Consider the following 18,875-nt stretch of genomic DNA (forward strand, 5'->3'; position numbering starts at 1 on the left):
CGCATACCCAATGGATTTCAGGAACGGTCCATGAACCAGTTACCCATCATCGACATCGCCCCGCTCTACAGCGCCGACACCGAAACTCAAGCCTGGCACGACATCGCGGGCCGCATCGACGCCGCGTGCCGCGAGTGGGGTTTTTTCTACATCAAGGGCCACCCGATTACCGCGCAACGGATCGAGCAAGTGCAGGCATTGGCCAAGGCGTTTTTCGCCTGGCCGATGGAAGACAAATTGCGCATCGATATCACCCGGAGCACCCATCACCGCGGTTACGGCGCGATTGCCACCGAGCAGTTGGACCCTGACCTGCCCAGTGATCTGAAGGAAACCTTCGACATGGGTCTGCACCTGCCTGCCGACCATCCGGAAGTGCTGGCCGGCAAACCACTGCGCGGGCCGAACCGCCATCCGGACATGCCCGGTTGGGAAGCGCTGATGGAGCAGCATTACCTCGACATGCAGGCGCTGGCGCAAACGCTGCTGCGGGCGATGACACTGGCGCTGAGGATCGAGCGGGATTTCTTCGACCAGCGCTTTGAGGAGCCGGTCAGTGTGTTGCGCATGATTCATTATCCGCCACGGCATACCGCGACTTCGGCCGAGCAACAGGGGGCCGGCGCACACACCGATTACGGCTGCATCACGCTGCTGTATCAGGATGCCGCGGGCGGCTTGCAGGTTCGGGACGTGCGCGGCGAATGGATCGATGCGCCGCCCATCGAGGGTACTTTCGTGGTCAATCTTGGCGACATGATGGCGCGCTGGAGCAACGACCGGTATGTGTCCACGCCGCACCGTGTCGTCAGCCCGCTGGGGGTGGATCGTTACTCCATGCCGTTCTTTGCCGAACCGCATCCGGACACCCTTATCGAATGCCTGCCCGGCTGCCAGAGTGAAAGCAATCCCTCTCGCTACCCGGTCACGACGTGCGCCGAGTTTCTGCTTTCGCGATTTGCCGATACCTATGCATATCGACGTGAGCAGGACGCGCTGGCCTGACCGAGAACTGAACGCTCGGTCAGGTTTTGCCCTGTTGGCGGGCGAGCGTCTGTACAATGCTGGCGATCTGCACCTGATGAGAAAAGCACATGTACGATTGGTTGAACGCCCTGCCCAAGGCAGAACTGCACTTGCACCTGGAAGGCTCCCTTGAGCCGGAGCTGCTGTTTGCCCTGGCCGAGCGCAACAAGATCGCCTTGCCATGGGACGACGTCGAGACCCTGCGCAAGGCCTACGCCTTCAACAATCTCCAGGAATTTCTGGACCTGTATTACCGCGGCGCTGACGTGCTGCGCACCGAGCAGGATTTCTACGACCTGACCTGGGCGTACCTGCTGCGCTGCAAGGAACAGAACGTCATTCATACCGAACCGTTCTTCGACCCGCAGACACACACAGACCGGGGCGTGCCGTTCGAGGTGGTCCTGGGCGGCATAACCGACGCATTGAAGGACGGTCAGGCGAAGCTGGGCGTCAGCAGCGGGCTGATCCTCAGCTTCCTGCGCCACTTGAGCGAAGAAGAAGCCGAGAAGACCCTGGACCAGGCGCTGCCGTTTCGCGATGCGTTCGTGGCGGTCGGGCTGGACAGCTCCGAAAAGGGCCACCCGCCGAGCAAGTTCCAGCGCGTTTTCGACCGTGCCCGCAATGAAGGCTTCCTCACCGTGGCTCACGCTGGCGAGGAAGGTCCGCCGGAGTACATCTGGGAAGCGCTGGACCTGCTGAAAATCCAGCGTATCGACCACGGCGTACGCGCCATCGAAGACGAGCGCCTGATGCAGCGGATCATCGACGAGCAGATCCCGCTCACCGTTTGCCCGCTGTCCAACACCAAGCTGTGCGTGTTCGACGACATGTCGCAACACAACATCCTCGATATGCTGGAACGCGGTGTGAAGGTCACGGTGAATTCGGATGACCCGGCGTACTTCGGCGGTTATGTCACCGAAAACTTCCACGCGCTGTACACCCATCTGGGAATGACTCAGGATCAGGCGCAACGCCTGGCCCAGAACAGCCTGGATGCGCGCCTGGTCAAGCCTTGACGCTCGCCAGCTGAACGCGCACCTCTCGCGCCGGGACTTGTGCCCGGCCGAGGGGAGCCCGCATGACGGCACTCACGCCGCCGCCGCGATCTTGCTGATTTCGCGCTGCCCGCTTGAAGACACCTGCAGGGTGCTCGACTCTTCAGTGGTACGCAGCCAGCCCATCTGAATGAACAGCTGCAGCAGGCCCGCGCCCAGCGCGCCGCCCAGATGCGGGCTGCGCTCGCTCCACTCCGGACAGGTGCAGACCGTTTCGCGCTTGCGCTGTGCCAGCGCCGGAACATAGATGCCGCGCTCGGCAAACTTGATCATGCCCTTGCTGGTGACTTCGATGCGCTGCTCCTGCTGCTCGATCCAGCCTGCCTCCAACAGGCGCTGATAAAGCTCCGCCGCCATCTCGCCGCCCAGGTGATCGGCGCAAATCCGCGCGCGTCGCAGCGGCAAGGGCGGCATGGGTTGCGCAACACGCCGGTTGATCTGATCGGCGCTGGCCAGCGAAGCACTGGCCAGCGCTTCGACGGCTGCGCCCACTTCCGGCGCGGCCAGCCGGAAGAAACGCTTGCGCCCGCGCGCTTCCTGCTTCAATAACCCGCCGCTGGCAAGGCGCGCCAGATGTGCGCCCGCCGACGAAGTGGAAAGTCCCGCCAGTAGAGCCAACTCGTCGGCAGGGCGCGCAGTACCATCCATCAACGCCCACATCATTGCGCTTCGCTTGGGGTCGGCCAGCAACGCCGCGATCTGGCTGATGCAAGGTGCATATTCCATGTATTCACTCCCTGTTGATACATTCATCTATCGAGATGACTTATTGACTTGGCAGCGTGACGCTTGCCCAAGTTGAATCTGGATCCAACCTGAGTGATGGCCAGTATAAACTTTATGCTCTTTAACCCAATTAGGTAAAAACCTCTTCGCAGGAAGCCCGCAACAGGCAAATTTGCACAAACACGTTCATCCCGGTACACGTGATCTCGTCACGTCTGGTGTAACCCTGCAAGGCGCAGGGCTCTATTACCGGCATTCCGCGTCAGAACGACGCCTTATCTTACCGACTGGCAGGCAACTTCAGAGTCAAGAAGGCCTAAAACTGACAGCAGACTTGTTCACAAGAACCAATCAAATCCCGCAACGTCAGCCTGATCTTGCGCATGAGCTCTAAACTTTCCGAAGTTTCCGTAGGCCAATTCATCAGGTGCTGTAGCCAATAAACAACTTAAACATTTTCAACTAGCGAATGTTGTGCGCAGCGTTCTCGCAACATCTCCAGCAGCAGATTGACCGGTTTACTCAACTGCGCTCGATGGGCACATAGCAGGTTCAACGGTGCCAGCTCGCCGCGCAACTCCGGCATCAACACCTTCAGGCGGCCGGCGCGAACATCTCCAGCGACATCGAGCGTCGATTTGTAGGCGATGCCTTCACCGGCGACGGCCCACAGACGCACGACGTCGGCATCGTCACTGAACCGATTGCCGCTTACCGTCAACCCGACTTCGCGGCGGCCGTCGTGGAAAGTCCAGTGGTCGTGTACGCGGTCGCCCAGCATGAACAGCAGGCAGTTGTGCTGCGCCAATTGCTCCAGTTGGCGCGGCTCGCCGTGCCGGGCCAGATAACCTGGCGCGGCGCAAAGTACCCGACGATTGGCCGGTGCGACCGGCAGCGCGACGAGGCTGGAATCCTCGGGCTCGCCGTAGCGCAGCGCGACGTCCACCGGCTGGCGAAACAGGTCGGCGATTCGGTCACCCAACAGTAGCCGCACGGCCAGTTGCGGATGTCGCAGCTGAAATTCGTTCAGCCAGGGCAGCAGTACGTTTCGCCCGAAGTCCGATGGCGCCGACAACTGCAAGACACCGTCGCAGCGGTCCTGACTGCCTGCCAGCAGGCGTCGTCCTTCTTCCAGGCTCGCCAGTGCCGCGCGCGCGTATTCGAGGAAACCCTCACCCTCGGCCGTCAGACGCAGGCTTCGCGTCGAGCGGGCCAGCAGTCGAGCGCCCAGTTGCTGTTCAATACGCTTGAGTGCTGCACTGGCGACTGCCGCCGACAAATCCATGACTCGCGCCGCGGCGGAAAGGCTGCCGAGGTCGGCGGCACGGACAAACAGCTGCAGGTCATCGAAACGCAACATGGTCAGAGCTCGATTATCAATGGAATGTTGAAAGAGCCTGCCGTTTTAGCGGGTTTTATCTGCCGTGGAAATAGCGAATCATCCAACTGGCCCATTTCTCATCGAGGATCACCCATGAAAGCCGTTGCCTATTACCAGTCCCTGCCAATCAGCGATACGCAGTCCCTTCAGGACATCGAAGCGCCGGAGCCGGTAGCCGGCCCTCGCGACCTGTTGGTCGAGGTCAAGGCCATTTCGGTGAACCCTGTGGATACCAAAATTCGCCAGAACGTACAGCCCGAAGGCGGCGCGGCGAAAATCCTCGGCTGGGATGTGGCCGGTGTGGTCAAGGCGGTCGGCAGTGAAGTGACGCTGTTCCAGCCCGGCGACAAGGTTTTCTACGCGGGTTCGCTGACTCGCCCCGGTGCCAACAGCGAGCTGCATGTTGTAGACGAACGCATCGTTGGCCACATGCCCAAGTCGCTGAGTTTCGCCCACGCAGCCGCCTTGCCACTGACCGCGATCACCGCGTGGGAACTGCTGTTCGAGCGTCTGCAGGTAGCTGAAGGCAAGGTCGATGACCAGAACAGCCTGTTGATCGTCGGTGCCGCTGGTGGTGTCGGTTCTATTCTGACCCAGCTGGCGCGCCAGCTGACCTCGCTGAAAGTGATAGGCACGGCATCACGTCCGGAAACCGAGCGTTGGGTTCGTGATCTGGGCGCCCATGAGGTACTGGACCACAGCAAAGCGCTCAGCGAAGAGCTCAAGCGCGTCGGTTTGAACTCGGTGACCCACGTGGCCAGCCTGACACAGACCGAGCAGCATCTGGATCAACTGGTGGAAGCCCTCAAGCCTCAGGGCAAGCTTGCGCTGATCGATGACCCAAAGGCGCTGGACGTTACCAAACTCAAGCGCAAGAGCCTGTCGTTGCACTGGGAGTTCATGTACACCCGCTCGATGTTCGAAACCGAGGATATGATCGAGCAGCACAACCTGCTCAATCGAGTAGCGGAGCTGGTCGACGCAGGCACGCTGAAAACCACTTTCGGCGAGCACTTCGGCACGATCAACGCCGAGAACCTGCGCCGCGCGCATGAGCTGCTGGAAAGCGGCAAGGCCAAGGGCAAGATCGTGCTGGAAGGCTTCGAAGCGTAAGAAGCTGGCTACCGGAGAGCGCCGCCTTGCTGGCGGCGCTCTCGTTTTTCATGGCTGCGCGCTGACCTGTGCATCCCGTGCGCGCTGCAGACGACGCGTGTACGCCATCGCGCTCACCGCCAACACGCCGCACAGGCTGATGACCATGGTCATCGGCGTGGCCGTCCCATCATGCAACACACCTACCAGACTGGCGGCGCCCGCCGCGACACTGAATTGCAGAAAGCCCATCAGCGCCGAAGCACTGCCCGCTCGCCTGCCCTGCCCGTTCATGGCACAGGCTGAAGCATTGGGAATGATGCAACCCAGGCTTGCCAGGCAAACGAACAACGGCACCAACAGCGGCCAGAGCTGCTCGGTGCGCAGCAGGCTGATGCCCAGCACGATCAGACCGGCCGCCAGATAGACCCACACCGCGCGCGACAGCAACCACGCCGGGCCGAACTTGCGCAGCATGCGTGCGTTGACCTGCGCCACCAGAATAAACCCGGCGGCGTTGGTGCCGAACAGCCAGCCGTAGTGTTCGGCGGGCACGCCGTAGAGTTTGATGAAGACGAACGGTGAACCCGCGATGTAAGAAAACATGCCCGCCATCGCGATCCCGCCGGTCAGGGCGTGGCCAATGAACACGCGGTCCTTGAACAGGTTGGCGTACTGGCGCAGCGCGCCGCTCAGTGGCTGACGAGGATGGTCGGCCGGCATGCTTTCCGGCAGCCCGATTGCGACAGCAGTCAGACACAGCGCGCTGAACACCGTCAGGCACAGGAATATTGCCTGCCAGCCAGCGCCGTTGACCAGCACGCCACCCAGCATCGGTGCCAGGATTGGCGCCAGGCCCATCACCAGCATCAACTGCGAGAAGACTTTCGCCGACTCGACGGCATTGCATTTGTCGCTGACGATTGCCCGCGCCAGGACCATGCCAGCGCAGCCGCCCAGCGCTTGCACGAAGCGCGCGCCAATCAGCCATTCAAGATTCGGCGCGAACGCGCACGCCAGCGACGCCAGGGTGAAGAGGCTGACACCGACCAGCAGCGGAATGCGTCGTCCGAAGCGATCGGCCACCGGGCCGTAGGCGAGCTGACCAAGCGACAGGCCCAGAAAGTAGGCCGCGAGGGTCAACTGGATGTGTTTTTCATCCGTCCCGAAGTAGGTGGCCATGGCTGGAAAGCCAGGAAGATAGAAATCGATGGCCAGAGGGCCGAAGGCGCTGAGCGCGCCAAGGATCAGGATTATGCGCAAATTCATCGGGGGTCCATCAGCAAATGCAGGGCAGCGGATGAGTTTAACCGCTTGCCCTGCTGATAACGACGAACCACTAAATTAATTCAAGACTTTTCGATCAACCAAGACTGGCCTGATAGCCCTCTTCGGCAATCAGCTCGATGATCCGCTCGGCGGACAACGCGCTAGTTACCTGTACGCGTCCGCTACTCAAATCGACGTTGACGTCCGCCGCCGGGTCGTCATTGGTGATCGCTTGGGTCACCGCACGAACACAATGCCCGCAGGTCATGCCTTGTACTCTGAACAACTGCATGGTGATGCTCCTTGTGTGGATGCTCTTGGTGAATGGACTGGGCGCATCTTCAACCTTCCCCTCATGGCAAGGTCAAGTTTCTGCGTTTCCTGCCGGGCTGGCATTTGCGATGTCGCTGGGCCAAGCTTGGTCATTGACGTTTTCAGCAGGAGTATCAGCATGCGCTGGTCAGTAGTTAGCCTCTTCGCCATCCTCGGTTTTTTCGCGGCTTCGCCCAGTGTTCAGGCAGACCAGGACTACGGCATCCTGATCATTTCCCGGGAACGCCTCGAAGTGGCGACCTCGTGTGAGATCGGTATCTATATTCAGGACCAACTGGCCGGGCGACTGTTCCAGGAAGATTCGGTTTCCTTCAACCTGCCACCGGGCGATGTCTCGGTACGCCTGCGTCGCCTGCCGGGCACCGTCGTCGGCTGCGAGCCGGGCATGGAAGCGCAGAGCAGCACGCGCATCCACCTGCGTGCCGGGGATATCGTCAAGTACCGTATCGCCACCGACCTCAATGGCATGTTCCTCAAGAAAGCCAGCCTCGACTATTGATTCACACTTGACCTTGCCCATGTGGCAAGGTTGATCCTTGCCGGCATCAAGCCTTCAAGGAGTGAGTGAGATGCAAGACACCATCGCCTTCGACCTGCCGATCAGCGGCATGACCTGCGCCAGCTGCGCAGGCCGGGTCGAGCGCGCGCTTGCCAAAGTGCCGGGCGTCAGCAACGTCACGGTGAATCTGGCTAACGAACGCGCCCATGTCCTGGCCGGCCCGCAGACTGACCCCGACACCTTGATAGCCGCCGTAACCCGCGCCGGTTACACCGCGACCCTGGCGCAGGGCAAGCAGGCCGACGCCGACCGCAAGCGCCATGATCTGAGCCGCGAGCGCTGTGCACTGGCGGCCGCTATCGTTCTCGCCACGCCATTGATCCTGCCCATGTTGCTGTCGCCACTGGGGCTGCACTGGATGCTGCCGGCCTGGCTACAGTTCGCGCTGGCAACACCGGTGCAATTCATCCTCGGCGCGCGCTTTTATGTCGCTGCCTGGAAGGCAGTCAGAGCCAGCGCCGGCAATATGGATCTGCTCGTCGCGATAGGCACCAGCGCGGGTTACGGTCTGAGCGTCTATCAGTGGCTGAGCGCCCCGCCCGGCAGCACGCCCCACCTCTACTTCGAAGCGTCCGCCGTGGTCATCGCCCTGGTGTTGATGGGCAAGTATCTGGAAAGCCGCGCCAAGCACCAGACCGCCAGTGCGATACGTGCCCTTGAAGCGCTACGTCCGGAGCGGGCGGTGCAGATTGTGGACGGCCAGGAACATGAGGTCGCCATCGACGCGCTGCGCATCGATGATCGTGTGCTGGTCAGACCCGGCGAGCGGTTTCCGGTAGACGGCCTGGTGGTCGAGGGCCGTAGCCACGCCGATGAAGCGCTCATAAGCGGTGAAAGCCTGCCGGTCGCGAAGCAGGTTGGAGACAAGGTTACCGGCGGCGCCATCAACGGCGAAGGTCGGCTGTTGGTCAGCGTTACGGCGCTGGGCGCGGAGACCGTGCTGGCGCGAATCATTCGTCTGGTCGAAGACGCCCAGGCAGGCAAGGCGCCGATCCAGAAACTGGTCGACAAGGTCAGCCAGGTGTTCGTCCCGGTTGTGCTGGGGGTTGCGCTGTGTACGCTGACTGGCTGGATGCTGGCGGGGGCTTCGCTGGAGAGCGCGGTGATCAATGCGGTGGCCGTGCTGGTCATCGCGTGCCCATGTGCTCTCGGGCTCGCCACACCAACCGCGATCATGGCAGGCACCGGCGTAGCGGCGCGTTTTGGCATTCTGATCAAAGACGTCGAAGCGCTGGAGCGTGCCCATGAAGTCGACTGTGTGGTGTTCGACAAAACTGGCACTCTCACCAGCGGCACACCGCAGATCACTCACATGACGGCCGCGCAAGGCAATGAAGAACAGCTGCTGCAACGCGCTGGCGCTCTGCAACGCGGCAGCGAACACCCGCTGGCGAAAGCCGTGCTGGATGTCTGCCGGGAATGGAACCTGCCGCTGGAAAACGCCGAGGACAGTCGAGCGCTGAGCGGACGCGGCGTTGCCGGCACGGTGAATGGCCACCAACTGGCGCTGGGCAACCGCCGCTTGCTCGAAGAAAGCGGGCTTTCGATGGGTGAACTGGCGGAGTCCGCCCGGGCCTGGGAAGCAGAAGGCCGTACTTTGTCATGGTTGGTTGAACTGGCACCGCAGCCGGCGGTAATCGGCGTATTCGCTTTTGGCGACACGCTCAAGCCCGGGGCCGAACCTGCCATACAAGCGCTGGCGGCGCGTGGCATCGACTGTTCGCTGCTGACCGGAGACAACCAGGGCAGCGCGCGTGCTGTCGCGCAAGCGCTGGGCATCCGCGACGTGTACGCCGAAGTCCTGCCCGCCGAAAAGGCGGACACCGTCGTCCGTCTGAAAGCGAACCGGGTCGTGGCGATGATCGGTGACGGCATCAACGACGCGCCGGCTCTGGCAGCGGCCGACATCGGCATTGCCATGGGCGGCGGAACGGATGTCGCGATGCAGGCGGCCGGGATTACCTTGATGCGTGGTGATCCGCGCCTGGTGCCGGCGGCGCTGGAAATCAGCCGCAGGACCTACGCAAAGATCCGCCAGAATCTGTTCTGGGCCTTCGTTTACAACCTGATCGGCATCCCGTTGGCAGCGCTGGGTTACCTGAATCCGGTGCTGGCCGGCGCGGCAATGGCGCTGTCGAGCGTCAGCGTGGTGAGCAATGCTCTGCTGCTCAAGACCTGGAAGCCTGCGAATCTGGAGGACACGCCATGAACATTGGGCAGGCGGCGAAGAAAAGCGGGTTGAGCGCCAAGATGATTCGTTACTACGAATCCATCGGTCTGCTTGAAGCCGCACACCGCAGTGACAGCGGCTACCGCATTTACAGCGCGCAGGACTTGCACACGCTGGCTTTCATCAAGCGCTCGCGGGATCTGGGATTTTCGCTGGAAGAAGTCGGCAAGCTGCTGACACTCTGGCAGGACCGCCACCGCGCCAGCGCCGATGTGAAGGCGTTGGCGCGGCAACACATCGTCGAGCTGAATCGCAAGATCGAGGAACTGGCCGGTTTGCGCGACACCTTGCAGGACCTGGTGCAACACTGCCACGGCGACCACCGCCCCGACTGCCCGATCCTCAAGGATCTGGCCTCGGGCGCTCAATGAAGTACAAGCGCACCCGGCGCACGCTCTAATCCACGTGGGAAGCATTCGATAAAGCGGGTGATCATACCGGCCCCTTCGCCAGCAAGCTGCCTCCCACGAGATTGCAGTGCTTTGTAGGAGCCAGCTTGCTGGCGATCTGGCGCGCAGCGGCAGCAGACTTGATCAAGCGTGAAGCAGCCTTCGCGAGCAAAGCCAGCCCATGTGGGAGGCAGCTTGCTGGCGAAAGCTCGATCAGGCGATAAAGATATGTGATCCCTACCAGCCTCATCGCCAGCAAACTGGCTCCCAAAGTTACGTGCCTGCTATCACTGCATCCACGGCGGAGGCGGTTCTTCGGTCGTTCGGCCGGGCGGTGCGTCGTCTGCGGCGCGGGCGGCCTGACGACGGGCCTCGTCCAGCCGGGCCGCTTCGATCTCTCGCAGCACTCCGCCTACATCCGCCTCTTCTTCCGGATCGTCGAAATCGCCGGTCAGCACGGTAGACGGCGACAAGGTACCGGCCTGGTAATACGACCACATTTCCTTGGCGTATCGCGTGGCCCTGAGTTCCGGTGCGAAGCGCCCGAAGTACGCGGCCATGTTGCCGACATCGCGTTCCAGCATGCTGAAGGCGTGGTTGTTGCCCGCTGCGTCTACCGCTTGCGGCAGGTCGATGATGACCGGACCGGACGGCGCGAGCAGCACGTTGAACTCCGACAAGTCACCGTGCACCAGGCCCGCGCACAACATCAGCACGATCTGTTCGATCAGAAACGCGTGATACTCGCGCGCCTGGTCCGGCTCCAGCACTACATCATTCAAGCGTGGCGCGGCCTCGCCGTATTCGTCCGCGACCAGCTCCATGAGCAGGACGCCATCGAGGAAGTCGTAAGGCTTGGGAACCCGGACGCCGGCACTGGCCAGTCGAAACAGCGCAGCGACCTCGGCGTTCTGCCAGGCATCTTCGGTTTCCTTGCGACCGAACTTGGAACCCTTCGCCATCGCTCGCGCCTGGCGGCTGTTGCGTACCTTGCGGCCTTCCTGATATTCGGCCGCCTGACGGAAACTGCGTTTATTCGCCTCCTTGTAAACCTTGGCGCAGCGCAGCTCTTTGCCACAGCGCACCACATAAACAGCTGCCTCTTTACCGCTCATGAGCGGGCGCAGCACCTCGTCGACCAGACCGTCTTCGATCAGGGGTTCAATGCGTTTAGGAGTTTTCATCAGCTTTTGTCGGAGGTCCTTTATTGCCAGATACGCGATTGTTGCCGTTATACGGCAATACTCCGCCAGCGAGTAGGGGTAGCGTCCGCCGGCTTTACGGGATTTCGTGTCAGAAAACTCCGCCACCCCCGGTTTAAAGCACCTTTCGTGCCGTGCGTAGACCGAAAGATATTCATCGATACGCGAAGTAGAGAGAAGCGCGCTATTTGAACAGCTCCCCTGGGGTGTATCCAAACAAGCCTCTGAAAGCGGCAATAAAAGCGGACGTCGAGTCATAACCGCAAGCCAGCGCTGTGCTGGTAACGCTCTCGCCCTCTTCCAGCGCGCTCAAGGAAGACAGCAGCCGCGCACGCTGACGCCAGCCACGGAAACTGAGGCCGGTTTCGCGCTGAAACAGACGCATCAGGGTTTTCTCCGATGTGCCGAGACGCCCAGCCCAGTCATGCAGCGTGATGAGCTGACTGGGGTCCTCGATCAGCTCGTTGCACAACCCCAACAGACGAGGATGACGTGGCAGCGGCAGGGAAAAGCCGACCTCGGGAAGCCGCTCCAGCTGATCGAGAAGGACCTGTACCAGTCTCGCTTCCTGGCTGTCGGCTTCCGGGTAAGTGGCCGGCAGAACGCAGAAGCTCTTGATCAGCTCCCGCGCCAGCGGCGTTACTTCCAGCACTCGACAGCGATTCGGCGCCCAGGTGGAATCCTGGGTCCGCACATACAGGCTGCGCATTTCCGCGCGCATCGAGGTGGCTACTTCGTGTTCCACACCGGCGGGAATCCACACGCCCCACTGCGGCGGCGCAAAAAAACTGCCTTCGGCGGTATGCACGCCCAGCACGCCGCTGATGGCGTAGGAAAATTGCACCCAATCATGGGTGTGCAAGGGCGTCCATGAGCCGGCACGCAGACTTTCCGCACGCGCGTAAAGCGGCCGGGGAAGATCTCGCAGCTCCGGAATCTGGCGCTCCGCTGCAGGATCATGAGCAGGAATTTGTCCGTTAGTCGGCATGTTATGGCCTTGTGTCGCAAGACGGCTGAAGAGCAACAGGGTAGCCTGCTCGAATCCATTCTTACAAAAGTATGTTCGGGCCTCCCATGCAAGCATTCAAACATCTCAAGCGCGTCGTCACCGACTGGTTCCTGTGCGGAATGGTTCTGGCGACGGTGCTGGCGTATTTCTTCCCCACATTCGGCGCAACCGGTGGCGGCATGCATGCTGAATACGTCATCAACATTGGCGTGTTCGTGGTGTTCTTCCTGCATGGCGTGAACCTCTCCAGCGAACAGGTTGTGAAGGGCCTCAAGAACTGGCGCCTGCACATGATGATTCAGGGGTTCACCTTCGTAGTGTTCCCGGTCATCTGGCTGATCTGCGACCGATTGCTCGGTTCGCATGTTCCGGCGCTGCTGATGCTGGGCTTCTTCTATCTTTGCGCACTGCCTTCGACCATTTCGTCCTCCGTTGCCCTGACCGGCACCGCGGGCGGCAACGTGCCAGCGGCGATCCTCAACGCCAGCCTGTCCAGCGTACTGGGTATTTTCATTACGCCATGGCTGATCAGCCTGCTGCTGGGTACCGGCGCGGGCGGCATTGACCTGGGCTCTACGCTCCTCAAGCTGTGCGGCATCCTGTTGCTGCCGTTGGTGCTTGGCCAGCTGATGCGTCCGCTGCTTGGCAAGTTCTTCTCGCGCCATAAGAAGTACACCAATCTCATCGACAAGATCGTGATCCTGTTGCTGGTTTACGCCGCCTTCTGCAACTCGATGATTTCGGGGATCTGGCAGAACCAGGGCAGCACGGTGCTGGTGACGGCGTTCGTGGGTACCGCGGTGCTGTTGGCAGTCATTCTGTTCCTGACCACACGGACTGCGCGACTGTTGAAGTTCGACCACGGTGACAAGGTCGCGGCAGTGTTCTGCGCTACTAAAAAGTCTCTGGCCGCCGGCGCGCCCATGGCTGCATTGATCTTCGGTGCGAATCCCGGCCTGGGTCTGATCCTGTTGCCGATCATGATTTATCACCCGATGCAGCTGATCGTCTGCTCGGTGATCGCGGAAAACTACGCCAGCCGCCACAAGCAGCAGCTGTCGGAAGCCGCGCTGGAGGAAGCACGGGCCGCCTAGGCCCGCGCTACATCAGCCCGTCGTCGTCCAGCGTGACGCGCGCGTAGAAGATGACCGCTACTGTAGGAATCAGCGCCGAATAGCCAGGCCTCAGCGCCGTGCCGAACCGCGTCAGCAGGTGCTGCACCGGAGCCTGGCGAATGGCGCCCAACAGGTTCTTGAGCGAGCCGGGACTGCGCCGTGTCGCGACCTCGGTCGAGATGGGTGCGCAATCAGTGGTCAACTCGGCCGGCGGGCCATCCGTCTCTGGCTTGAAGAAAGCAGAAACCGTAAGACGCTCTGCCAGCGCATCGATGTGCGCCGCGTAGACCTCCCACGGCATTGCACGCACGCTGGCACGCGGCATTTCCACCAGCGGGTGCCCGGCGGGGAACGCATGACGGAAGAAGCTGCGCAGCAGCAGTTCTTCGACCTCCACCACCGTAGCGCATTGATGCAAGGCATCGCCCAGCTCGTATTGCCGGGCCAGCATGCCTAACACCCGCGTATAGGAAATCCCCCGTCGCCGTGCTGCGTTGACCAGGCAGTGCCCGGCCACCAGCTGGAATTCACGGACAAACGCATAAGTGCGGTCAGCCTCGCTGTCCTTGAGACGGGTCCAGCGGCTGCTGCGCAAATGTCTGATCGCAGCTTCCAGCAGGTGCGGCGGCGAACGCGTCAGCACGGTATGCAGATAGGTGTCCTGCAGGACCGGATCGGAATGCGCCAACAGCAGCACCGGATTGTCCTGGGTCTGCGCCGTGCAGCCGCTGAAGCCGGTGGCTATCAGAACGTCCTGCAAACGCGTCCAGTAATGGTGGTGGCGATAACGCGCCATGCGCACGTTTTCGAAATGCTCGACCGGGGTCCGCCCCAGGCTTCGCTCGCCCAGGTTCAGCAGCAGAATATGGTCCTCGCTGGAATAAGCATTGATCAGCCGCCCGCCGATACGTTGCTTCAGAAGCTGCGCCTCGGCCGCTTCCACTCGCACCGCAGCGCCCATCAGCAACACGTCGCCGATTTCAAGCCCATGCCTGAGCGGGCGAGTCAGGCCTTTGAGCGCGCTGATCAGCAACCGGCCACCCAGCGAGTGCCCAATCAGGTTGACGCGTTTCACTTCGGGATGCCGTTCGAACAGGTAACGGTCCAGCTGCTCCAGAAGCACCTGACCCATGGCCTCGGCCCGGACGCGAATCCGCGCAAAGTGCCAGGCGCGATCTCCGGCAAGCGCGGCGGCACCGGCCAGCGGGTGAACACGGACTGCCGCCATCAGCAGGCTGCGCGAGCCGTTGTCCATCTGCGCGAAATGGCTCGACGGCCAGAACGCCAGGATGTTCACGCTCTGACGCAGGGTTGCCGGAATGCTGTTGGCCAGCATGCGCCGGTCATCCAGGTCGTGTCCGGCCGAATAGCCGTGAATGAAAATGTTGGCAACGCTGCCCGATGTCCTGGGCAGCGTCAGAAACTTGAAGTGATTATCCACATTGTCCTGTCTCGCCTGGGCGGGGCGGTCAATTTCTCACGATGTATCGCCTGGCGATCAGCCCGATCAGACGCAGGCACAACATGACGCCCGTAATTGCGATCACGCCTTTGGCAACAAGCAGGAACCAGCCTTCGATCTCCTCGGAGATCAGCCCCAACAGCAGCCCCATGCCGGCGATCAACAGGCCGATCAGAGCGAGGCCGATATAGGGTCGAAGCCAGCGGCTTCTCGCACCTTTGTCGACCAGGTAGAGCAGCGTGCCTACCAGAGTCAGAAGGACGGCCGCGCCAATGATGAGCCCCATGTTTCACCTGCCTGTCATACCAGCGAATGCAAGGCAGTCAGGCCTTGCAGACGGTCGATTATGCCTTCTCGACCCCGCTCAATGCTATCCGCTCAGCGCTCCAGAATGGCGGTGACGCCCTGCCCGCCAGCCGCGCAGATGGAAATCAGCCCCCGTCCCTGCCCCGCAGCGTCCAGCAGCTTGGCCAGATTGGCGACAATTCGCGCGCCGGTCGCGGCAAAGGGGTGGCCTGCTGCCAGTGAACTGCCCTTGACGTTGATCCGGCTTCGGTCAATCGAGCCTAATGGCGCGTCGAGGCCCAGCCTGGATTTGCAGTAGTCCGCGTCTTCCCATGCCTTGAGCGTGCAGAGGACCTGTGCCGCGAAGGCCTCGTGGATTTCGTAATAGTCAAAGTCCTGCAAGCTCAAGCCGTTGCGGGCCAACAAGCGCGGGACCGCGTAAACCGGCGCCATCAGCAGGCCTTCCGCCCCCCGAACGAAGTCGACTGCCGCCGCTTCGCCATCACGCCAGTAAGCGAGCACCGGCAAGCCGCGCTCTGCGGCCCATTGCTCGCTGGCAAGCAGCACTACCGAAGCGCCGTCGGTCAGCGGCGTCGAGTTGCCGGCAGTGAGCGTGCCCTTGGCGCTGCGTTCAAAAGCGGGCTTGAGGCTGGCAAGCTTTTCCAGCGTCAGGTCGGGACGCAGGTTATTGTCCCGCGTCAGGCCCCGATAAGGGGTCATCAGGTCATCGTGCCAGCCATTGTCATACGCGACAGCCATCCTGAGATGACTGTCCAGCGCCAGCCGATCCTGCTCGTCCCGGGGGATGGCCCAGTGCTGCGCCATCAGTTCGCAGTGCTGGCCCATTGATAGACCGGTGCGTGGCTCGCCGTTGCGCGGCAACTCCGGTTTGAGGTTATGCGGGCGCAGCTGCATCAGAGCCTTGAGCTTGTCCGCGCCGGTCTTGCTACGGTTGACCTGCAGAAGAATGTTGCGCAGATCTTCGTTGACGCCAATCGGTGCGTCGGAAGTGGTGTCGACGCCACCTGCGATGCCGCATTCGATCTGGCCGAGGGCGATCTTGTTGGCAACCAGCAGCGCGGCTTCCAGGCCAGTGCCGCAGGCTTGCTGAATGTCGTAGGCCGGGGTCTGCGCGCTGAGTCTTGATCCGAGTACGCATTCGCGGGTCAGGTTGAAGTCGCGAGAATGCTTGAGCACGGCTCCGGCGACCACTTCCCCCAGGCGCAACCCGTGCAGATTGAAGCGCTCGATCAGTCCTTCCAGAGCGGCGGTCAGCATTTCCTGGTTACTGGCCGTCGCATAGGGACCATTGGAGCGGGCAAACGGGATACGGTTACCGCCGACGATGGCGACCCGACGTGGCTGCGTCATGAAAAACCCCTTTTCCAAACGGATGGATGAACAGCGTAGACGGTCAAGAACAAACGCCGCCCCTGTGTGTCCATTCTTTGAGCCCACCCCCAAGGAGAGTGTTCCATGCCGTCAGATCGCTACATTGACTTCGCCAATTCCGACATGGGACGTCGCCTGGTGAAAGCCGTCGGTCTGCCGACTCCGACGCGGCTGGAACGCTGGCAGGCCGGACGCCTGCGACCTATCGAAGGCACGCTGCTGATCAGCGCCGGTCCGCTGGCCGATCAGGTCAGGCTTTTCGCCCAGCGACTTACCGATTCGCTGTACAGCTTTGGCACCGACATTCCCAGTGCGACCGTCTGGGTCGCCAATCAAGGACCCAGGCTCAAGGCGGTGGTGTTCGACGCCAGCCCGCTGCAGCGCACCGAGCATCTGAAACAACTTCGCGATTTCTTCCAGCCTCTGCTGCGCGGTCTTGAGCACAGCGCCCATATAGTCATCCTCGGCCATGCGCCAGCCAGCCTCAATGATCCGCTGGCGGCCAGTACCCAGCAGGCAGTCGAAGGTTTCAGCCGCTCGCTGGCCAAGGAAATGCGCGATGGAGGCACGGTCCAGCTGCTGCAAGTGGACAATGGAGCCCTCAACCAGCTGGAGGGCGCGTTGCGCTTTCTGCTCTCGCCCAAGAGCGCGTTCATTTCCGGTCAGGTCATCCGCCTGACGCCTTGCACCAGCCAGGTTCTAGACTGGACGCGGCCACTGGCCGGCCAGAAAGCACTGGTCACCGGGGCAGCGCGCGGCATCGGCGCGTCAATCGCCGAAACCCTGACTCGTGATGGCGCGCACGTCGTGCTGCTGGATGTGCCGCAGGCCAGATCCGAGCTGGAAGCCCTGGCCGCGCGCCTCGGCGGTCAGGCGCTGACGCTGGATATCTGCGCGCAAGACGCCGCCAGCCAGCTTCGCGAACACGTGCCGGACGGCATCGACATTCTGGTCCACAACGCCGGAATCACCCGCGACAAGACGCTGGCCAACATGCCCGAGGATTTCTGGGATTCGGTGCTGTCGGTCAATCTCAACGCTCCGCAGTTGCTGACGCAGGCGCTGCTGGAGAACGGTGGCCTGAACGATAACGCGCGAATCGTGCTGATGGCCTCGATCAGCGGCCTGGCCGGGAATCGCGGCCAGACCAACTACTCGACCAGCAAAGCCGGGCTGATCGGCTTCGCTCGCGCCATGGCGCCCGCCTTGCAGGCGCGTGGCATGACCATCAATGCAGTTGCGCCTGGATTCATCGAAACCCGGATGACCGCCGACATGCCGTTCACCCTGCGTGAAGCCGGTCGGCGCATGAGTTCGCTGGGTCAGGGCGGCCTTCCCCAAGACGTTGCAGAAGCAGTCGCCTGGTTCAGCCAGCCGGGCAGCGGTGCGGTAACCGGCCAGGTATTGCGCGTGTGTGGCCAAAGCGTGATCGGAGCATGAGCTCGATCTGAGCCCAAAGGAGACAGACCATGACTGCTCACTGGCGCTACCTGGATTCGCTGCAGCCACTTCCCAACCTGTTCATCCAGGCGGCATTGCGACGCAAGGTTACCGGGACGCAGCTTCCCGACCTCGGCCTGCGCAGCTGGGTCTCGGTAGACACCGACAACCTGGCGGCGTACCGCAAGACCTGCGGTTTCAAGGAGGCCAGCCTGCTGCCCTCCACCTTTCCCCATGTGATGGCATTCCCGATGCAAATGCAGTTGATGACATCGCGGGACTTCCCATTTCCATTGCTCGGTTTGATCCACATCGCCAACCGGATTCGGGTCCATCGCCCGTTGGGCGGCATCACCCAGCTATACGTCAGTGTCCATGCTTCGGGGTTGCAGGCGCATGCCAAAGGGGCGACGTTCGACCTGGTCACGCAGGTCGAAGACGGGCTCGGGCTGCTGTGGGAGGAAGAAAGCACCCTGCTGTGCAAGGACGCGAAACTTGATGGCTCGCCTCGCGAAGAATCGGAGCCTGCGCCGCTGCCGGTCAGCGAGCTGGCACGCTGGGATACGCCGGCGTATATCGGTCGGCACTACGCCAGGGTTTCGGGCGACTACAACCCGATTCACCTGAGCGCGCCCAGCGCCAGACTCTTCGGCTTCCCGCAGGCAATCGCCCATGGCATGTGGCTCAAAGCCCGGACGCTGGCGACGCTTGACGATCATCTGCCCGCTTCGAACGTCGAGATCAGCGTCGATTTCCACAAGCCGGTGCGGCTGCCGGGCAATGTCGTGCTGTCAGCCAGTGCCGCGGGCTCTCATGGTCAGCTGCGGGTCGATGGCGAGCCTGGTATTGTCCACATGACCGGCAGCTGGCGACCGGCGCAGGAATAGGCCAGCGCCGAAAACCC

At 61.8% G+C, this 18,875-nt stretch carries 18 protein-coding genes; 9 read left to right on the forward strand and 9 right to left on the reverse strand.

All coding sequences use genetic code 11. From position 1 onward, the window contains the following. Positions 1 to 30 precede the first annotated feature (30 nt). Positions 31 to 1,005 carry a 2-oxoglutarate and iron-dependent oxygenase domain-containing protein gene (locus tag J3P77_RS19490; RefSeq protein WP_434678204.1) on the forward strand — a complete coding sequence of 325 codons (975 nt, stop codon included), beginning with the start codon at positions 31 to 33 and terminating at the stop codon, positions 1,003 to 1,005. A gap of 89 nt (positions 1,006 to 1,094) precedes the next feature. Beyond that, a complete protein-coding gene (locus tag J3P77_RS19495; RefSeq protein ID WP_434678205.1) occupies positions 1,095 to 2,048 on the forward strand; it encodes an adenosine deaminase in 954 nt (317 codons plus the stop codon). 72 nt (positions 2,049 to 2,120) lie between these two features. On the opposite strand, the gene J3P77_RS19500 is transcribed toward J3P77_RS19495, so the two are convergent. Both J3P77_RS19500 and J3P77_RS19505 read right to left on the reverse strand, forming a co-directional pair. Then, positions 2,121 to 2,813 carry an ArsR/SmtB family transcription factor gene (locus J3P77_RS19500; RefSeq protein WP_434678206.1) on the reverse strand — a complete coding sequence of 231 codons (693 nt, stop codon included), beginning with the start codon at positions 2,811 to 2,813 and terminating at the stop codon, positions 2,121 to 2,123. 448 nt (positions 2,814 to 3,261) lie between these two features. Beyond that, positions 3,262 to 4,173, reverse strand: a complete 912-nt coding sequence (locus J3P77_RS19505) for a LysR family transcriptional regulator (RefSeq protein ID WP_434678207.1) — start codon at positions 4,171 to 4,173, stop codon at positions 3,262 to 3,264. A 114-nt stretch (positions 4,174 to 4,287) separates the two neighbouring features. Here J3P77_RS19505 and J3P77_RS19510 point away from each other — a divergent pair, with 114 nt between their 5' ends. Then, a complete protein-coding gene (locus J3P77_RS19510; protein ID WP_434678208.1) occupies positions 4,288 to 5,307 on the forward strand; it encodes a zinc-binding alcohol dehydrogenase family protein in 1,020 nt (339 codons plus the stop codon). A gap of 48 nt (positions 5,308 to 5,355) precedes the next feature. Here the strand turns inward: J3P77_RS19510 and J3P77_RS19515 are convergent, their stop codons facing one another. Both J3P77_RS19515 and J3P77_RS19520 read right to left on the reverse strand, forming a co-directional pair. After that, positions 5,356 to 6,555, reverse strand: a complete 1,200-nt coding sequence (locus tag J3P77_RS19515) for a multidrug effflux MFS transporter (protein WP_434678209.1) — start codon at positions 6,553 to 6,555, stop codon at positions 5,356 to 5,358. Positions 6,556 to 6,649: 94 nt separating this feature from the next. Next, positions 6,650 to 6,847, reverse strand: coding sequence for a heavy-metal-associated domain-containing protein (locus tag J3P77_RS19520; RefSeq protein ID WP_434678210.1), 198 nt, complete (start codon positions 6,845 to 6,847; stop codon positions 6,650 to 6,652). Positions 6,848 to 7,006: 159 nt separating this feature from the next. Between J3P77_RS19520 and J3P77_RS19525 the strand changes: the two genes are divergently transcribed. From J3P77_RS19525 to cueR, 3 genes are all read left to right on the forward strand, one after another. Next, complete coding sequence (locus J3P77_RS19525; RefSeq protein WP_434678211.1) at positions 7,007 to 7,387, forward strand: hypothetical protein; 381 nt, start codon at positions 7,007 to 7,009, stop codon at positions 7,385 to 7,387. 70 nt (positions 7,388 to 7,457) lie between these two features. Continuing rightward, on the forward strand, positions 7,458 to 9,656 hold the full coding sequence (locus tag J3P77_RS19530; protein ID WP_434678212.1) for a heavy metal translocating P-type ATPase: 2,199 nt from the start codon (positions 7,458 to 7,460) through the stop codon (positions 9,654 to 9,656). Continuing rightward, positions 9,653 to 10,048 carry a Cu(I)-responsive transcriptional regulator gene (cueR, locus tag J3P77_RS19535; RefSeq protein ID WP_434678213.1) on the forward strand — a complete coding sequence of 132 codons (396 nt, stop codon included), beginning with the start codon at positions 9,653 to 9,655 and terminating at the stop codon, positions 10,046 to 10,048. Before J3P77_RS19530 ends, cueR begins: the two co-directional genes overlap by 4 nt. A 305-nt stretch (positions 10,049 to 10,353) precedes the next feature. On the opposite strand, the gene J3P77_RS19540 is transcribed toward cueR, so the two are convergent. Beyond that, positions 10,354 to 11,250: a PA4780 family RIO1-like protein kinase gene (locus J3P77_RS19540; RefSeq protein ID WP_434678214.1), complete on the reverse strand. Its 897-nt coding sequence runs from the start codon at positions 11,248 to 11,250 to the stop codon at positions 10,354 to 10,356. A gap of 202 nt (positions 11,251 to 11,452) precedes the next feature. Beyond that, entirely contained in the window at positions 11,453 to 12,256 is an 804-nt protein-coding gene (locus J3P77_RS19545; RefSeq protein ID WP_434678215.1) for an AraC family transcriptional regulator, read from the reverse strand. Positions 12,257 to 12,342: 86 nt separating this feature from the next. Between J3P77_RS19545 and J3P77_RS19550 the strand changes: the two genes are divergently transcribed. Next, positions 12,343 to 13,371, forward strand: coding sequence for a bile acid:sodium symporter family protein (locus J3P77_RS19550; protein ID WP_434678216.1), 1,029 nt, complete (start codon positions 12,343 to 12,345; stop codon positions 13,369 to 13,371). A 7-nt stretch (positions 13,372 to 13,378) separates the two neighbouring features. On the opposite strand, the gene J3P77_RS19555 is transcribed toward J3P77_RS19550, so the two are convergent. The 3 genes from J3P77_RS19555 to J3P77_RS19565 form a co-directional block, all read right to left on the reverse strand. Further along, positions 13,379 to 14,833, reverse strand: coding sequence for a DUF726 domain-containing protein (locus tag J3P77_RS19555; RefSeq protein WP_434678217.1), 1,455 nt, complete (start codon positions 14,831 to 14,833; stop codon positions 13,379 to 13,381). A gap of 28 nt (positions 14,834 to 14,861) precedes the next feature. Further along, positions 14,862 to 15,140, reverse strand: a complete 279-nt coding sequence (locus J3P77_RS19560) for a hypothetical protein (RefSeq protein ID WP_434678218.1) — start codon at positions 15,138 to 15,140, stop codon at positions 14,862 to 14,864. Between the two features lie 92 nt (positions 15,141 to 15,232). Next, positions 15,233 to 16,510, reverse strand: coding sequence for an acetyl-CoA C-acetyltransferase (locus J3P77_RS19565; RefSeq protein ID WP_434678219.1), 1,278 nt, complete (start codon positions 16,508 to 16,510; stop codon positions 15,233 to 15,235). A gap of 105 nt (positions 16,511 to 16,615) precedes the next feature. Between J3P77_RS19565 and J3P77_RS19570 the strand changes: the two genes are divergently transcribed. Further along, positions 16,616 to 17,971 carry a 3-oxoacyl-ACP reductase gene (locus J3P77_RS19570; protein WP_434678220.1) on the forward strand — a complete coding sequence of 452 codons (1,356 nt, stop codon included), beginning with the start codon at positions 16,616 to 16,618 and terminating at the stop codon, positions 17,969 to 17,971. A gap of 29 nt (positions 17,972 to 18,000) precedes the next feature. Further along, positions 18,001 to 18,858: a MaoC/PaaZ C-terminal domain-containing protein gene (locus J3P77_RS19575; protein ID WP_434678221.1), complete on the forward strand. Its 858-nt coding sequence runs from the start codon at positions 18,001 to 18,003 to the stop codon at positions 18,856 to 18,858. Positions 18,859 to 18,875 lie beyond the last annotated feature (17 nt).

Origin of the sequence: Pseudomonas sp. R1-18 (assembly GCF_051132095.1) — a bacterium.
Lineage (GTDB): Bacteria > Pseudomonadota > Gammaproteobacteria > Pseudomonadales > Pseudomonadaceae > Aquipseudomonas.

Excerpts from the sequence above, each read along its gene's own strand:
- J3P77_RS19550 (WP_434678216.1), top strand. The coding sequence starts at position 12,343 with ATGCAAGCATTCAAACATCTCAAGCGCGTCGTCACCGACTGGTTCCTG.
- J3P77_RS19500 (WP_434678206.1), bottom strand. The coding sequence starts at position 2,813 with ATGGAATATGCACCTTGCATCAGCCAGATCGCGGCGTTGCTGGCCGAC.
- J3P77_RS19525 (WP_434678211.1), top strand. The coding sequence starts at position 7,007 with ATGCGCTGGTCAGTAGTTAGCCTCTTCGCCATCCTCGGTTTTTTCGCG.
- J3P77_RS19565 (WP_434678219.1), bottom strand. The coding sequence starts at position 16,510 with ATGACGCAGCCACGTCGGGTCGCCATCGTCGGCGGTAACCGTATCCCG.
- J3P77_RS19540 (WP_434678214.1), bottom strand. The coding sequence starts at position 11,250 with ATGAAAACTCCTAAACGCATTGAACCCCTGATCGAAGACGGTCTGGTC.
- J3P77_RS19530 (WP_434678212.1), top strand. The coding sequence starts at position 7,458 with ATGCAAGACACCATCGCCTTCGACCTGCCGATCAGCGGCATGACCTGC.
- J3P77_RS19515 (WP_434678209.1), bottom strand. The coding sequence starts at position 6,555 with ATGAATTTGCGCATAATCCTGATCCTTGGCGCGCTCAGCGCCTTCGGC.
- J3P77_RS19570 (WP_434678220.1), top strand. The coding sequence starts at position 16,616 with ATGCCGTCAGATCGCTACATTGACTTCGCCAATTCCGACATGGGACGT.
- J3P77_RS19490 (WP_434678204.1), top strand. The coding sequence starts at position 31 with ATGAACCAGTTACCCATCATCGACATCGCCCCGCTCTACAGCGCCGAC.
- J3P77_RS19495 (WP_434678205.1), top strand. The coding sequence starts at position 1,095 with ATGTACGATTGGTTGAACGCCCTGCCCAAGGCAGAACTGCACTTGCAC.
- J3P77_RS19505 (WP_434678207.1), bottom strand. The coding sequence starts at position 4,173 with ATGTTGCGTTTCGATGACCTGCAGCTGTTTGTCCGTGCCGCCGACCTC.
- J3P77_RS19575 (WP_434678221.1), top strand. The coding sequence starts at position 18,001 with ATGACTGCTCACTGGCGCTACCTGGATTCGCTGCAGCCACTTCCCAAC.
- J3P77_RS19520 (WP_434678210.1), bottom strand. The coding sequence starts at position 6,847 with ATGCAGTTGTTCAGAGTACAAGGCATGACCTGCGGGCATTGTGTTCGT.
- J3P77_RS19545 (WP_434678215.1), bottom strand. The coding sequence starts at position 12,256 with ATGCCGACTAACGGACAAATTCCTGCTCATGATCCTGCAGCGGAGCGC.
- J3P77_RS19560 (WP_434678218.1), bottom strand. The coding sequence starts at position 15,140 with ATGGGGCTCATCATTGGCGCGGCCGTCCTTCTGACTCTGGTAGGCACG.
- J3P77_RS19510 (WP_434678208.1), top strand. The coding sequence starts at position 4,288 with ATGAAAGCCGTTGCCTATTACCAGTCCCTGCCAATCAGCGATACGCAG.
- cueR (WP_434678213.1), top strand. The coding sequence starts at position 9,653 with ATGAACATTGGGCAGGCGGCGAAGAAAAGCGGGTTGAGCGCCAAGATG.